Origin of the sequence: Dactylosporangium sp. NPDC000244 (genome assembly GCF_040300725.1) — a bacterium.
Lineage (GTDB): Bacteria > Actinomycetota > Actinomycetes > Mycobacteriales > Micromonosporaceae > Dactylosporangium.
Map to the genome: position 1 here is coordinate 267,322 of NZ_JBEPEH010000010.1, position 15,692 is coordinate 283,013.

10 protein-coding genes are annotated in these 15,692 nt (G+C 74.3%); 6 read left to right on the top strand and 4 right to left on the bottom strand.

Features of this window, described 5'->3' with window-relative positions; genetic code table 11:
* Positions 1-393: 393 nt before the first annotated feature.
* Entirely contained in the window at positions 394-1,719 is a 1,326-nt protein-coding gene (locus ABT369_RS16825) for a chitosanase (protein ID WP_350612806.1), read from the bottom strand.
* A 97-nt stretch (positions 1,720-1,816) separates the two neighbouring features.
* Positions 1,817-2,470 (bottom strand): TetR/AcrR family transcriptional regulator, encoded by a 654-nt coding sequence (locus ABT369_RS16830; RefSeq protein WP_350612808.1) that lies wholly within the window; start codon positions 2,468-2,470, stop codon positions 1,817-1,819.
* A 109-nt stretch (positions 2,471-2,579) separates the two neighbouring features.
* Here ABT369_RS16830 and ABT369_RS16835 point away from each other — a divergent pair, with 109 nt between their 5' ends.
* From ABT369_RS16835 to ABT369_RS16855, 5 genes are all read left to right on the top strand, one after another.
* On the top strand, positions 2,580-3,731 hold the full coding sequence (locus ABT369_RS16835) for an FAD-dependent oxidoreductase (protein WP_350612809.1): 1,152 nt from the start codon (positions 2,580-2,582) through the stop codon (positions 3,729-3,731).
* 10 nt (positions 3,732-3,741) lie between these two features.
* On the top strand, positions 3,742-4,902 hold the full coding sequence (locus tag ABT369_RS16840) for a DUF2786 domain-containing protein (protein ID WP_350612810.1): 1,161 nt from the start codon (positions 3,742-3,744) through the stop codon (positions 4,900-4,902).
* 47 nt (positions 4,903-4,949) lie between these two features.
* Complete coding sequence (locus tag ABT369_RS16845; RefSeq protein ID WP_350612811.1) at positions 4,950-5,456, top strand: hypothetical protein; 507 nt, start codon at positions 4,950-4,952, stop codon at positions 5,454-5,456.
* 319 nt (positions 5,457-5,775) lie between these two features.
* On the top strand, positions 5,776-6,786 hold the full coding sequence (locus ABT369_RS16850) for an SDR family oxidoreductase (RefSeq protein WP_350612813.1): 1,011 nt from the start codon (positions 5,776-5,778) through the stop codon (positions 6,784-6,786).
* A gap of 270 nt (positions 6,787-7,056) precedes the next feature.
* The gene (locus tag ABT369_RS16855; protein WP_350612815.1) at positions 7,057-7,473 is read left to right on the top strand and encodes a hypothetical protein; all 417 of its coding nucleotides are present in this window, start codon (positions 7,057-7,059) and stop codon (positions 7,471-7,473) included.
* Between the two features lie 682 nt (positions 7,474-8,155).
* Here ABT369_RS16855 and ABT369_RS16860 read toward each other — a convergent pair.
* Together ABT369_RS16860 and ABT369_RS16865 are read right to left on the bottom strand one after the other, a co-directional pair.
* The gene (locus ABT369_RS16860) at positions 8,156-11,332 is read right to left on the bottom strand and encodes a hypothetical protein (RefSeq protein WP_350612816.1); all 3,177 of its coding nucleotides are present in this window, start codon (positions 11,330-11,332) and stop codon (positions 8,156-8,158) included.
* Between the two features lie 89 nt (positions 11,333-11,421).
* Positions 11,422-14,037 carry a CHAT domain-containing protein gene (locus ABT369_RS16865; RefSeq protein WP_350612818.1) on the bottom strand — a complete coding sequence of 872 codons (2,616 nt, stop codon included), beginning with the start codon at positions 14,035-14,037 and terminating at the stop codon, positions 11,422-11,424.
* Positions 14,038-14,132: 95 nt separating this feature from the next.
* On the opposite strand from ABT369_RS16865, the gene ABT369_RS16870 reads away from it, so the two are divergent.
* The gene (locus tag ABT369_RS16870; RefSeq protein WP_350612820.1) at positions 14,133-15,302 is read left to right on the top strand and encodes a S8 family peptidase; all 1,170 of its coding nucleotides are present in this window, start codon (positions 14,133-14,135) and stop codon (positions 15,300-15,302) included.
* Positions 15,303-15,692 lie beyond the last annotated feature (390 nt).

Sequence of the window (15,692 nt, forward strand, 5' to 3'; positions counted from 1 at the left end):
CGCCTGCACAGGCCCCACACGGCGCAACCAACCGCGCGGCCCGCTCTGCGCAATCGACCACGCAGCCCGCGCGCGGCGCAATCGACTGCGGCCCGCACTCGGCGCGACCTGCTGAAGCCGTGCGCGCGGCCAGAGCGTGTGGCCGTAGGTTCCGCGCGGCCGGCTGCAGAAGGCGCTGAATACGACTCTGCGCGCATATCCGAAATGTCAGATATGTCGTGGCGCGCAGCGCCCGACATATCCGGTTCGGCGGTTCGGTGCGAGTAGGAGGGCGCCGGCTCTTGGCACCGCGGGCCTGGCTGGGCGGGCCCCTCCGGCCGAAGGCCCTCGGGCCCGCCCATTTGTCTGGCGGGAGCAACGGTCAGATCGTGACGCGGACCCGAGCCATGGACCTTACGGAATGCGGTAGCTCTCCCCGTAGACCTTCCACGCGAGCGGCGTGTGCAGGTCCAGGTTGCCGTCCCTGAGGAACTGGCGCTGGGCGGTGTCCACGCGGCTCGTGTCGCTGTGCGCGGCCTCCGTGCGCATGGCCGCGGCGCGCGCGTCCAGGAATGCGGTCAGGTACGCGGCCTCGTCGCCGCCCTGGGCCGGGGGCTTCGCCCTGGCCAGCGCCGCCTTGCGGATGCCGCCGAAGCTGTCCGCGCCGGGGCCTGGGCCGTGCATGACCATCGCGTCGTAGTACGCGAACTGGCCCAGCACGCCGAGGCCGTCGGACTTCGCCTGGGTCACGGCGGGGTTGAAGTACACGCGGTCGCGCTCGCCGTCCTGGGCCTTCGTGAACTCGGGGTCGGCCGCGGCCGAGCGCCAGGCCTCGGGGAAGCCGTCGAGGCCGGCGTGGGAGTCGGTGCCGTTGACCTTGCGCAGCGCGGGCAGGAACCTCGCGAGGGGGTTGCCGGGGACGCGGGACGTGTACGCCTCGACGAGGTCCAGCATGTCGCCGGTGCCGGAGCAGAAGCCGATGATGCCGCCGGTGTAGCCGCGGCCGTCGTTGATGTCCTCGATGTAGCGGTATTGGGCCTTCCAGTCCAGGCTCGAGTTCTCGGCCGAGGAGACCAGCTGCATCGCGATCTCCTTCTTGCGCGGGTCGGCCAGGCCGGTGCCCGAGGGCGTCGTCGTGGCCGTCCGGGTGGTCGCGGGCCTCGACGGGCGCGGGGCGCCGGAGGTGATCACCGGGGCCGCCTGCGAGGCGCGGCCGGGGCGTCGCGGGGCGGGGGCGTCGCCCGAGGCCGGGCCGGTGCCATAGCTGTCGAAGTCGTACAGCGAGTAGCCCCACTTGGTGCCGCGGGCGGTGCCGTACATGCGGACGTAGCGGCCCTCCCCCGTCAGGCCGGTCAGGTCGTCGGTGCCCCCGGCGCCGGCTCGCGTGCCGGCGATCGTGGTCCAGGTCGTGCCGTCGTCCGAGGTCTGGATGTCGTACGCCCGGCCGTACGCGGCCTCCCAGCGCAGCCGGACGCGGCCGATCGCGCGCCGCGCGCCGAGGTCGACGGCGATCCACTGCGGGTCGACGCCCTCCTCGCTGCCCCACCGGGTCCGGCCGTCGCCGTCGACGGCGTTGGCCGCGCCGAGCTCGGGCGACTCCACCGAGGAGGCCTCGACCGGCCGGCCCACCGACAGCAGCGCGTCGGTGGCGGCCTCGGCGCCGGCGTTGGCCCAGACGGCGACCGGCAGCGCGACGAGCGCCCCGGTGGCGGCGAGCCACCCGGCGAGCCTGCGAGACATGTGCATCGGACCCTCCCGGCTCACGGTTGCGACGGGAGGATCGGACCACGCGTGAGGGTCCGCTGACTGCGCGCTAAAGCTGGATTTCAGGCAAGCCTCAGCCCGCCGCATCACGTTCGGGTGACGCCGTTAAGGGAAGCGGCCCCGCCAGCCCGTTGAGCAGCAGGTCCGTGAAGGCGTCGACGACCTGCTCGTCGTCGTAGGCGCCGCCGGGCGGCAGGGCGTAGCTCACCAGGGCCAGCATCGCGCCCAGGCCCGCGGCGAGCAGCTCCGGCTCGCCCGGCAGGGGGTGGCCGCGCTCGCGCAGCCACTCGAGGTGCTCGCGCAGGATGCCCGTCTGCTCGGTCAGGTCGCGCCAGGAGCGGCCCGAGGCCGGGTCGTCGGCCACCATCGACTGGAACATCGCCACCTGGATCGCCCGGTGCTGGCGCATCACGCCCCACGCGATGCCGAGGTGCGCGCGCAGCTGGGCTCGGTCGGTCAGGTCGTGGTCGCGGGGGTGTGCGTGGGCGTGTTCGTCGGCGGCCAGCCGTTCGTCGGCCGAGGCCTCGATGTCGCCCATGAGCGCCCGCAGCAGCTCGTCCTTGTCCGCGAAGTGCTCGTAGAACGAGCCCGTCGAGCGCCCGGCGGCGGCGGTGATGTCGGTGATCTTCGTGTTGAGGTAGCCGCGCTCGCCGAACAGCGTGCGGGCCGCGTCGAGCAGCGCGGCCCGGGTCTGCGCGGCCCTCGCCTTGCGTACCCCCTGCGTCATGGCCAGTGATCCTTCCAGATTTCCCCGGGTTGACAGCCACCACGCTACCGAACACACTTTCACCGAAGATAGATTCAGTGAACTAGGATTCGGCCAAGGAGGGGCAACCATGCGAGCGATCGTGATCGGGGGCGGGGTCGGCGGGGCCACGGCGGCGCTGGCGCTGCGGCGCATCGGGGCCGGCGTGACGGTCTACGAGGCTTACGAGGACCCGGCCGGCGACGTCGGGGCGTGGATCAGCCTCGCCGCCAACGGGCTGCGGGCCGTCGACGCGCTGGGGTGCCTGGACGCGGTGCGGCGGGCCGGGTTCGAGATCGAGCGGCAGCGGATGTGGTCGGCCGGGGGCATGCTCATCGCCGACGTGGCCCGCGGCCGGCGCGAGCGCGACCCGCTGCGCAGCGTGTCGCTGCTGCGGGGCCGGCTCGTCGCCGTGCTGCGCGAGGCCGCGGCGGAGGCGGGCGCCCGGATCGTCACCGGCGCCCGCCTGGCCGGGGTCGCCGAGACCGGGACGGGCGTGCTGGCCACGTTCGAGGACGGGTCCACCGACACCGCGGACGTGCTCGTCGCCGCCGACGGCATCTGGTCGACGGTGCGCGGGCAGCTCGACCCGGCCGCGCCGGTGCCGCAGTACGCCGGGCTGTACTCGGTCTCGGGCGTGTCCGAGCTGGACGGGATCGACCCGGGGGTGTTCAACCTGACCTTCGCCCGCAACGGCGCCTTCCTGCACCTGCGGGCCGGCGACGAGGTGTGGTGGTCGGCCCAGGTGGCCTCGCCGGTCACCCCGGTGCGGGCCGGGGTCGCCGACGCCGACCGGCTGGCCGCGCTGGCCGACGCCTTCCGTGAGGAGGCGGTGCCGGCCGCGATCATCGCCGCGACCACCGCACTGCAGCCCACGACCGTCATGCACGTGCTCGAACCGGTCACGACCTGGCACAGCGAGCGCATCGTGATCATCGGGGACGCCGCGCACCCGGTCGGGGCCGGGCAGGGCGCCTCCATGGCCGTCGAGGACGGGCTGACGCTCGCCGCGGCCCTGCGGGCGGAGCCGTCGATCGCGGGAGCCCTGCGCCGCTACGACGCCGAGCGGCGGCCCCGGATCGCGAAGGTGCTGGGCACGGCCGAGGACAACCGCGGCGCCAAGCGGGCCGGGCCGGTCGGGCGCCGCCTGCGGGCCGCGATGATGAAGATCTTCGTGCCGATGTTCTACGAGCGGGCCACAGCCTGGTTGTACGCGTACGAGCCCGCGAAACTCGGCCAGTAGCCTTGGCGCGGTGAAGCAGATCGACGACCTCGTGCGCGGGGCGGTGGCCTACGACGACGGGCTCGACCTCCTCGCCGTCGCCCCCGCCGCCGAGGTCGACCCCGCCCTGTTCGCCGCGGTCGCCGACGCCGTCGCCCGGCTCGCGCGGGGCGGGTGGCAGCCGGCCGAGCTGCACCGGGCCGTGGTGCGCCGCGGCGGGACGGACCGGCCGTTGCTCGCCCACGCCGTCGTGGACGGGATCGCCGGGCTGCTGCGGCGGTACGACCGCAAAACCGTCGACGACCGCTGGCTCGACCAGGCCGACGAGCTCGCGGCGAAGGTGTGGTGGAGCGCCGACGCGCGCTATGTCACCGAGCTCACGGCCCGGCGGCGGCTCGACCGGATCTCCGTCGTCGACGATCTCGTCGGCCTGCTCGTCGTGCTCGCCGAGCTGCCTTCGATCGAGGTGCTGGTACCGCCGCCGGGATCTGCGCCGAAACGCAAGCCCAGCGTGTCGAGGGTCGACGAGCGGCTGCTCGACCGGGTGCGGGCGCTGCTGGCCAAGGCCGAGTCGACCGGCTACCCGGCCGAGGCCGAGACGTACACGGCGAAGGCGCAGGAGCTCATCGCCCGCCACGCGATCGACGAGGCGCTGCTGGCCGGGCGCGAGGGCGGCGCCGACGTGGTGCCGTTCGCGCGGCGGATCGGGGTCGACCACCCCTACGAGGGCGAGAAGGCCTCGCTGCTCAGCGCCGTGGCGGGGGCGAACCGCTGCCACACCGTGTGGTCGCCCGACCTCGGCTTCACCACGGTGTTCGGGTTCGACGCGGACATCGACGCCGTCGACCTGCTGTACACCTCGCTGCTCGTGCAGGCCGGGCGGGCCATGGCGAAGTCCGAGCCGCCGGGCGGCAAGGCGGGCCGGGCGCGGCTCAAGGCGTTCCGGCAGTCGTTCCTCGTCGCGTACGCGGTGCGCATCGGCGAGCGGCTGGCCCACGCGACGGAGCTGGCGATCGAGGAGGCGGCCGCGGCGAGCGACCTGCTGCCGGTGCTGCGCTCCCGGGACGAGCAGGTGCGCGAGACGATGGCCCGGGTGTTCCCGCGCACCGTGCGCGGGCGCGGGAGCCGGGTCGACAGCCGCGAGGGCTGGGAGTCGGGCCGGGAGGCGGCCGACCGGGCGACCTTGAACTGATCGAACGCCCGAGGCGATCAGGCCGATCGCGTGGGATCCTCCCGCGCATGCTCAGAATTCCCGCCGCGCAGGTCGCCAACGGCCATCTGCCGCACGTCTGCCCGCGTCACGGCGAGCCGGCGATCGAGATGAAGCGGATGAAGCTGATCTCGAAGCCGCCGTCCTGGACGCCGGTGCTGATCCTGCTGGCCGTCATCGTGTACGTCATCGTGGTGACCATCCTGCGCAAGACCGTCCAGGCGCCCGCCTGGCCGTGGTGCGCGCAGTGCAAGGCCGCCCGCTCCCGCAACCTGGCCATCGGGCTGCCCGTGCTCGGGCTCGGCATCGTGCTGTTCGCCGTCGGCATCGCCACCATCGACGGCGACATCGGGCCGATCATGTTCCTGCTCGGCCTGGTCGCGTTCCTCGTCGGCCTGATCGTCGCGGCGCGCAGCGGGGCCCAGACGGTCGCGGGCGCGTTCGTGTCGCAGGACGGGCAGTTCGTCGAGGTGCCCAAGTCCGACCCGCGGTTCATGCAGGCGCTGCAGTACGGGGCTGCCCCGCAGCGGTTCTAAAAGAGCGAGGCCGCGCACTCCGCCAACTGGTGTGCGCGGCCTCGCCTCCCCCGCCCTCAGGGGGTCTTGGTCAGGGCGCAGTCGTCCACACGAAGGTGGCGCTCGCCCCGGAATTTGCCCCGCGACAGCTGGGTCGCGCGTTTGCGGGCACAGTGCATTGCCGACCTCTTGGCGGAGAGGCTTGAACGCCCTTCGGGTGAGAGAGCGCTCTCTGAAGAGTTCCCCTTGTGGTCGCTCGTGTCAAGAAGGCACCTTGGGCTTTCGGAGGAGAGCGCTCTCCCGTTGTTAGGCCCGGTTTCGCGACGGGTATCCGTTGCTCATGGAGCATGAGGGCGTTGGGCAGGTCGTTGTCGTCACCGGGGCCAGCGGCGGGATCGGGCGCGCGGTGGCGCGCCGGTTCGCGGCGCGCGGGGCCTCCGTAGCGCTGCTCGCCCGCGGCGAGGCCGGCCTGGAGGCGGCCGCCGAGGACGTGCGCGAGCTGGGCGGGCGGCCGCTGCCCATCCCCGTCGACGTCGCCGACCAGCGCGCCGTGGACGCCGCGGCGAGCCGGGTCGAACAGGAGCTGGGCCCGATCGACGTGTGGGTCAACGACGCGTTCACGTCGGTCTTCGCCCCGTTCATGCAGATCGAGCCGGACGAGTTCAAGCGCGTGACGGAGGTGTCGTACCTCGGCTACGTCTACGGCACCCGCGCTGCCCTCGATCGCATGCTCCCCCGCGACCGGGGCACGATCGTGCAGGTCGGCTCGGCCCTGGCGTACCGGGGAATCCCGCTGCAGAGCGCGTACTGCGGGGCGAAGCACGCGATCCAGGGCTTCCACGAGTCGCTGCGCGCCGAACTGCTGCACGACAAGCGCAACGTGCACGTGACGATGGTCCAGATGCCGGCGGTGAACACGCCGCAGTTCGACTGGGTGCTGTCCCGCCTGGGCCGGCACGCCCAGCCGGTGCCGCCGATCTACCAGCCCGAGATCGCCGCCAAGGCCGTGCTGTACGCGGCCGATCATCCCCGCCGCCGCGAGTACTGGGTGGGCGCCTCCACCGTGGGCACGCTCATCGCGGACAAGTTCATGCCCGGGGTGCTGGACCGGTACCTGGCCCGGACCGGGTACGACTCGCAGCAGACCTCGCAGCGGCGCAACCCGAACCAGCCGCGCAACCTCTGGCAGCCCGCCGACCGCACCACCGACTTCGGCGCGCACGGCGGCTTCGACGACCGCTCGACCCGGCGCGCGCCGCAGCTGTGGGCGTCCCAGCACCACGGCCTGCTGGCCGCGGCCGGGGCGGGCCTGGTCCTGCTGGCCGGCGCCGCCGTGGCCCGCCGCCGCTGACAGTGGTACATGCGTCGGTTTGAGCATGCTGTTCGACGCGCGACCCGTGTCGGGGCGATCCTGCAGCTCCCTCGGCTGGTTGGCTGGGTCCGGGTCGAGGATGCCGCTGTGTCTTTTCCCGGCGCGGCCCTGACCACGAACGGCATTCCGGCGCAGCGCTGAACCTCTGTCCCGTGCCCGCTGTCCCTTGCCCGCCAACCGGTCCCGTGTCGTGGGGCGTGGTCCGCGAATCGCGTTTGCGCGAGGCAGGTGGCGGGTAGCGTCGCGCTCATGTGGCTGATCGCACGCTCCGCCCTGCTGGGCATCGCCTCCGGCGGCCGCAGCCTGGCGGCCCCCGCGGCCGTGGCCTTCGGCAGCGGCTCCCGCGCCCTACGGCTGGCAACCGCCGCCGCGGCGGCCGGCGAGTTCGTGCTCGACAAGCTGCCGGCCGCCCCCAGCCGCCTGGCGGCCGCTCCCCTGGCCGGACGCGCGGTCTTCGCCGGCCTCGCCGCGGCCGCCCTCGCCCGGCGCGAGGGGAGCAACCCGATCGCCCCGGCCCTGGTAGCGGCGGCGGCCGCAGCGGGCGGAAGCGTGGCCGGCGCTCGCTGGCGCGCGTACGCCGAGGACCGCCACTGGCCAACCCTCCCCGCCGCCTTGGCCGAGGACGCCGTGACCTGGACCCTTGCCACGGCCGCCACACGCCGCTGACCCCCACCGATTTCGCGAACGCCCTACGAGGCGGTGACCTCCCCACCCTGTGACGAGCATTGCGACAAGACCTCTCAGCTCGGCCACCGCGTGAACCTGGGACCCGGCCTCTCGCCGCAGCCGTCCTGTGCCACCGGAGCCTTCGCCCAACAAGCGACCACCACGCGAACCTCACGGCGGGGGCTCTCACTGCAGCCGCCGATCGCCGCCACCAGCCGCGCGGCCGCGGCAAGCCGCGACCGGGAAGCCGGGCACAACCCGCGCCTCAGCCATGGCGCATCTCCCCGACTTGCGCAGCTGCGCGACCGACGGTTCGGCCGGATCACCGAGACTTCACCGCCGCCCGTCCGAGCACCCAGACCCAGGCTGGTCTCGCCCTCCGGTGCAGGCTCGCCCCACGTCTCGATCCCGCCGCACCGGTCGGCGGCGCGCCTTGTCCCGCAGCCTGGCGCCGGCGGGTGGGGCTGCGCGGCGTGCGTCAGAGCTCGTGGAAGCGGTGCAGGCTCGCCCACGTCTCGATCTCGCCCCGCAGGCCCGCAGCACGGTTTTGTCCCGCCGCCCCCGCACGGTCTCGCCCCGCAGGCCGCAGCACGGTCTCGCCCCGCCGCGCCCGCACGGCCTCGCCCCGCGTCGCGGTCTCGCCCCGCAGGCCCGCCGCGGCGGGTGGCGCTGTGCCGCGGGGTCAGAGCGCGTGGCGGGGGCGGTGCTCCTGGTCCTGGTCTGGCCGCGGGATTCGGGACGGCAGCGGGATGGCGGGGCGGCGGGAAGGCAGAGCCGGCAGCGGCGCGGCGCTCGTGGAGTCCTCCTCGGCCTGGTCAGGAGCGTTGTGGGAGTGGCGGCCCGACGGGCCCGCCGGGAGCGCCGGGCGCGGGGGTTCGAAGGGGACGCGCGAGCGGCGCAGCGACAGCAGGGCCGCCGCGCCGAGCAGGACCGCGCCCAGGGCCACCGCCGCCTCGGGCAGGAAGGTGGGGATGCCCAGGTACACCGTGATGCCGAGGATCCGCGACAAGCCCCAGGGCAGGAGCGCCATCTGGTCGTTCCAGATGGTCAGGGAGCGCTCCAGGCCCAGGACCGACACCAGGCCGCCCAGCACGACGAGGGGCACGCCGATGCCGGCCAGCACCACGGCCGTCGCGCGGCGGCGGGGCAGGGAGTAGCGGTCGCGCAGGACCAGGGCCACGGCGACGAAGAGCCAGGCGAACGCGGCGAAGGCGATGGACACGTACACCGAGCGCCGCACCGGGTCGGTCCAGAAGGCGAACCAGTAGCCGCCGGGGCCGCGCAGGATCATGGCGGCCAGGAGGATCACGGTGCGCAGCATGGCCACACCGCCGATGGCGGCCCACAGGTGGAACGGGTCGCGGCGGCCGGCCAGCACCCGCGCGGTCAGGGCGAACAGCAGCCAGCCGCCCAGGCTGACCACGAGGTGGGCGGGCGCGGCGAACCACGTGTAGACGAGCCGGGACAGAACGAGCGCGGCGACCGGGATCGCGATCACGAGCAGGCGGTCGAGGCGGCTCGGCAGCGGTGCGAGATCGGCCAGGCGCCACGGGCGGGTCGCGCCGAGCCAGAGCGCGCGCATCCCGGTGGAGCGGCCGACGGCGCCGACGAGCAGCAGGAGCACCACGAGGCCGAGCAGGACCCGGGCCAGCACGGCCATCAGGGGGTCGCGGTCGGCGCGGGTCGCACCGATGTCGGCGGCGGTGAAGTTGTACGCCGGCAGGTCCACGTCCCCGCCGTAGCGCGCCACGTGCGCGTCGCGGGCCGCGCGATACCGCCCCTCCGCGTCCTGCCAAGCCGTGCGCGCCGACGCCGAGCCGGTGTCGAGCCACTGGGCGTGCCGCAGGACCATGGTGCGGTAGGCGCCGAGGGTGCGGAACAGGTCCGTCTCGTAGGCGAGGGTGTCGAGGAGCTTCGCCCGCAGCGTCGCGTCGCGCCACGACACCGGGTCGGTGGCCGCGATCGTCTCGTGCATCGAGGCGGCCAGGGCCACGGCGCGGTCGCCCTCGGCGATGGTCTGCTCGAGGTGGTCGCGGCTGACGGCGTAGATGCTGTCCAGCGCCGCGGAGTCGCCGGTGACGATGTCCCACTCGAAGATCCACATCATCGGCGGGGGTTCGAGGCCGAGCGCCTCGACCTTGTCGTCGGCGTAGGGGCCCAGGTAGAGGCCCTTGGTGACCGCCTCGCGGGACATCGACATCATGCGGCAGACCGCGGTGACGGTCGCCGGGTCGTCGGAGAAGGTCTGCCGGGCCCAGTCGGCGGTGATCTGGGCCGGCGGGGTCGCCGGGTCCCAGGCGAGCCGGCCGAGGGCGTAGGAGTTGAGGTCGTACAGCTGCCAGAAGCCCGAACGCAGCAGGAGTGTCATCGGCCCGGCGCGCAGCGGACCGCCGTCCTGGGTCCAGGTCCACACGCCCTCGACGTGCGGGTTGGCGGCGAGGAAGCGCTGCAGGGCCTGCTGGTGCAGGCCGGTCAGGTCGTTGGGCAGCGAGCCGAACGCCTCGAACTCCCGCCGCGACTGGAACTCCACGATGCGCCGCTGCGCGCCGACCTCCAGCGTCGCGTTGAACGGCAGGTGGCTGTAGAAGTCGCCGAGCGTGTACTTCGTCGACACGATCAGGTGCGCGTTGTCGAAGTCGCCGAGGACCTGCTCGTAGGCGGCCGGGTCGGTGTGCAGGTCACCGACCGCGCCGACGCCGACGGTCCAGGTGCGGAAGATGATGTCGCGGCCTGCTTCGCCCGCGGCCTCCAGCAGCGTGCCGAGCATGGTGCGCACGGCCTGCGGGGTGGTGACCGCGATCTTCGACTCGTAGTCCCAGCCGGGCTGCTTGTAGACGTCGCCGCCCTCGCCCACGCGGATCATGAGGCCGCTGACGAACGGCATGCGCTCGAAGAGCTCGGCCAGGCCCAGCGCGTAGACCCGCCAGAAGTGCGGATCCTCGACCTTCAGGCCGCCGTAGGTCTGCTCAAGGTAGCGCTGCAGCGGGGGCGACAGCGCGAGCATGTCGGTGAGCAGGTAGACCTTCATGCCCATGTCGGCGGCGTAGCGGAACACGGGCGCGAAGGCGGCGGTGAGCGCATCGGCGCGGGCGATGTGCGAGTCGTCGCGGGGATAGACCGCGTGCCCGTCGCCGACCCGGCTGAACGCGATGTATTCCAGGAAGCCGGGCAGGACCACGGCGTTGTACCCCTGTGCGAGCGAGTGCTCGACGAACTGGTGGAACTGCCGGGAGATCCGCTCGACGGCGACCTGGTCGACCCACGGCGCGGCCGGCAGCAGGGCTCCGCCGACGACGTCGGTGTTCAGCGAGTAGTCGGTGCCCGCGGCGAACGCGGCGACGTCGGGCTCGCGGCCGACCGAGCCGGCGTCGGTGAGCCGCAGCCCGAGGCGGGGCGTGACGACCTCGCCCCGCTGGTCGTCCGGCAGCGGCGGCTCGCCCGAGCGGATGCGGTCGGCCAGCGCGTAGAGCCCGGAGGCGGCGCCCGACTCGTCGCCGCCGGTGAGCGCGAGGGGCTCGTCGAGGCGGTAGGAGCCCGCGGGAATGGACTGATCCACATGTACCGCTAAATCGGCCGGACCGTCGGCACCGATCACCGGCCGGGCACTCCCGCGGGCCACGAGAGCGTCGGCGACCGCCGCGGCGGCCAGGCTGAGCCGGGGCGAGGCCGGCACCGAGATCGACGCGATCGCGACGGGGGCGGCCGGGCCGACATCGGCGACGGCGGAGCGCTCCACCGGGATCGCGGCCCGGTCGAAGCGCAGGCCGAGGGCCCCGCCGACGGCCCAGGCCACGAGCGCGCCCAGCATCAGCAGCACCACCAGGGCGGTGAGCGGGATGCGAGCACGTCGTCGGGTCACGTTCGGCATCGTAGGCCCGGGGTCCGACAAATTCCGAGAGTGATCAGCTAGGCATGACTGTGCGTGATGTTGCGCTCACGCGGTCAAGGTCAGCCGGCGCCGAAGCAGACGAAACTCTCCGCGCTGGCCCGGTCGCGCGGCCCGGCGGAGGCCTGGGCGGCGGCGAGCGCGGCGGCCGGGCCGAGTCCCGTGGCGAGCCGGCCGTAGAAGGCGCGCATGAGGTGGCGGGTGGCCCCGTCGTCGACGGGTCCGGTGGATGCGATGACGGTGGCGGTACCCATGTTGAGCAGTGCCGCCACGAGTCCCATGAGCTCGTCGCCGGGGTGCACGGCGGCCAGGCCGGTGTCGCAGCCGGACAGCACCAGCAGGGCGGGCGGGCGTCGCAGGGCGGTGAGGTCGTACACCGTGAGCGGCCCGTCGGCGAGCATGAGGAACGAGAACAACGGGTTGTCCACCCGGAACTCCCCGTGCGCCGCGATGTGCCCGATCGCGGCCCCGTCCAGCGCGGTCAGGGCGGGCTCGACCCGCGCCCGGTCGCCGGCCAGCACCGTGGCGCCCGCGCGGTCCGCGGCGATCTCCCGCACCTCGTCGGCCGCCTGCTCCGCCGAATGGGCTCCCACCAGCACCAGCTTGCCGTCCACAGTGGACGAAGTCGCGCAGCGCAACCAGATCGTCGCGGAGGGTGCGACGGTCAGTGAGCGTCCGCGGAGGCGGGGTAGCATTCCCCACGGCAGCGCGTGGAGGGCTCCGGTCGGCACCAGGACCAGCGGCCCGTCGCCGAGCAGATCGGCGAGCGGACCCAGCAGGAGCCGGTCGAGGACCTCGGCGCGCCGCTCGAGTCGCTCGCCGCCCGCGGCGTGTCCCAGCACCTGGTTGTGCAGGGCGAACCTCAGCGACTCCAGCTCGGCTCGCACCGCCTCGATCTCGCCGACGATGCGATGCGTGACCCTGCGCCCGCGCACGACGAGGGCATGCAGGCGCCCGTCGATATCCAGCAGTTCGACGAGCACCCGCTCCCCCAGCGCCGTGGCCAGCGTAGGGAGGGACAACTCCACAGCGTTGGGCGAAGAACCGGGCGCACGCCACGAGCGGCGGCGGATCTCGGCCTCCAGCACGCGCTGCCGCCGCAGCAGCCGGCTGGTGCGCTGGGGTCCCGTCGGTGCCGCCGCGAGCTCGCCGTTGATCCGGCGCAGCTCGGTCAGGTGCCGGGCGACGGCCGGGTCGGTGGACGGGTGGGTCGGCGGCAGGGAGAGGGCGGCGGCGCGGCATCGCTGGGCCCAGGCCAGGGCGGAGGCCGGTCCGCCGTGGACCAGGGCGAGCCGCAGCCGCAGGCCGGCCAGGGCCGCCGTCTCCGCACTGCCGCGCACGCGCAGCTCGGTGGCGCCGAGACTGGCCCGGTAGGCGTCGGCCTGGCGCAGGCCGGAGGTGGCCGCCCGCACCGACTCCGCGACGGCGCCGGAGGCGAGCTCGACGCGGGCGCGGATGTGCCACCACCGCACCCGCAGCGGGGCCGGGCCGAGCTTGGCGGCGCCGCCCGCCTCGGTGAGCAGCTCACGGGCCGTGTAGAGCTCGCCGAGGTCGACCGCGAGCTGGGCGGCGTCGAGCAGCGCGTCCCAGCCGGGCTGCAGCCAGCCGGCCTCGAGCAGGTGCGCGGCGACGGTGCGCAGGTCGCGCAGGGTGCCGCGGTTGGCCTTGCCGAGCGCGACGACGGCGGCGAGTTCGGCGACCCGGGCGCGGGCCATCCACACGCTGCGCCCCTGGCGCTGGAACACCCGGCGCGCGGCGGCGGCCGCGGTCTTCGACTCGGCCGGCGTACCGGCGGCGAGGCCGTGCCGGGCGAGCATGAGGTGGGCCTGGCCGAGCACCGAGTCGAGGTGGCCGTCGGTGCAGGCGTCGATGGCGGCCCGGATCGCGGCGTCGGCCTCGGGCAGCAGCCGCACCGACAACAGCAGGTCGGCGCGGTCGAGCAGGCTGACCGCGTCGACGCCGGTGCTCCACAGCCGGTCGTGGGCCCGGTCGTAGCGCGCCAGGGCGGTGGGCACGTCGCCGGCCTGAGCCGCGACGAAGCCGAGGTTGTGCTCCACCTGGGCGGCGGCGGTGGCCATGCCGAGCCGGTTGTAGAGCGCCTGGGCGGCGCGCAGGTCGACCTCGGCCTGCTTGAGATTGCCGCGGAAGCCGTGCAGGACGCCGCGGTTGGTGAGGGTCCGCGCCTCCCAGACCTGATCGCCGGTGGTGCGGAAGGCGCGCAGGGCCCCGCGGTAGAGCTCCATGGCCTGGTGGTCGAAGCCGAGCCGGCGCAGGATGAGGGCCCGCTGCATGGTCGCGCGGGCGCGCCGGTGGCCGTGCAGTTCGGCGACCGCCCGGTCGATCTCCTTGAGGGCGGCGCTCGGACGGCCGAGGTCGTCCAGGATCAGGGCGTGGCTCATGCGGGCCTCGGCCTCGTGGACCTTGAGCCCGTGCCGGCGGGCGACGGTCATCGAGGCGCGCAGGTGCTGTGCGGCACCGCCGGCGTCGTGGCGGGCGCGGGCCACCAGGCCGAGGGCGCGCAGGGCCACCGCCTCGCGGCCCGGGTCGCCGTCGCGACGAGCGTCACGCAGCGCCGCCTCGGCGAGATGCTTGGCCTTACCGGGGTCCGCCATGACAATCGGGAGCAGCCGCTGCGCCAGATCATCGTCGGCGGCGGGGAGCACGGACGCTGCCGTCATGGTTGCATCCTGCCAAAGGCTCGGATGTGTATCACGGGGCCCGGAGCGCGACTCATGTCACCGGCCTCATTGTTGATCCGTTTTGGGGAGCATTCATGTCCGTACCAAACGATCGTCTTCGACGGTGGGAGCAGGTCCGCACCGAGCGCCTGTCCACCTTGCCGTGGTTGCGCACCGAAGTACAGTCCGGCCGGCCGGTGCGCTTCGTCGCCGACGAGATCCTGGTCTCCGACCAGGGCGCCGGGATCGCGCATCGCACCCTCGCCGGCCTGGGCCACCGGGCCAGCGACATCAAGGAGGACGAGCCGCACCGGGGGCTGCGCCGGCTCAAGACCCGCGGGCTCGACGTCTCGGCCGCCGTCCGCCAGCTGCGCGGCCAGCTGCCGGATGCCGTCGTCGGCCCGAACCACGTGTTCCTGTCGACCCCGCACGAGCACGGCGGCCCGTTCGGCCCGCCCGTGGCCGCCGACGCTCCCCCGTCCAAGCTCGCCCCTTCGGCCGGAGGCGCATCGTCCGTCCGGGTCGTTGTGATGGACACCGGGGTGTACGTCGACAGCCCGCTCCCGGCCGGCTGCTACTCGGCCACGGCGGAGAACGTCGAGACCGTCCTCGACGGCGACAACGACGGCGAGCTCGACTCCGACGTCGGGCACGCGAACTTCATCGCCGGGGTCGTGGTGCAGGGGACCGAAGCCGCGCAGATCCGCATCGTGAAGGTGCTCGACAGCTTCGGCATGTGCACCGAGGCCGACCTGGCCGCCGCGATCACCGGGCTCACCGACGTCGACGTGCTGAACCTGTCGCTGGGCGGGTTCTCGGTCGGTGACCAGCCGCCGGCGATCCTCTCGGCCGCGCTGTCGGGCTTCCTGTCCGGCACCGGGCGGGTCGTCGTCGCGGCGGCGGGCAACGACGGCATCCACGACCGCCCGTTCTGGCCGGCGGCGTTCGCGGCGAGCGGCTCGCCGTGGGCGGGGCAGATCCTCGCGGTGGCGGCGCACGACGGCAACGGGGTCTGCGAGTGGAGCAACCGCGGGCCGTGGGTGAGCCTGGTGGCGCCGGGCGCGGACATCGTCAGCACCTTCATCCACCACCCGGGCTTCGCGTCGGGCTGGGCGGCGTGGAGCGGGACCTCGTTCGCGACGCCGAAGGTGGTGGCGGCCCTGGTCGAGCGCACGGCGGCGGCCGGGTCCGTGGTGGCGGCGGCGGAACAGGTGAAGGCGGAGGCCTCGCAGCAGCAGCTGGGCGGGTTCCCCTCGCTGCACTGAGCGGGGGTCTCACGGGGGAGGGCGCTGCGGGCGGCGAACCGCAGCGCCCGGTGTGGGCCGCGCACCTCCGCGCCCCACGGCACGGCCGGAACGCGGCCTCCAGGGCAGCCGCAACCGCCACGCGCGCGGCACCCTGAGGCCGGCACAACCGCCACGCGCGCGGAGCGGGCCGCACCACCCCGCACCAGCGGGAAGGCCCGCCACATCACCTCGCCCGGCCCCGCGCACTGACTCGCGGCTGGGCGGCCGACCGCAGCGGTCTGCACAGGCGCCGCACGGGCGCACGCGCCGAGGTGCGGGGCGGCGCGGGGCGGCGCGGGGCGGCGCGGGGCGGCGCGGGGCGGCGCGGGGCGGCGCGGGGCGGCGCGGGGCGGCGCGGGGCGGCGCGGG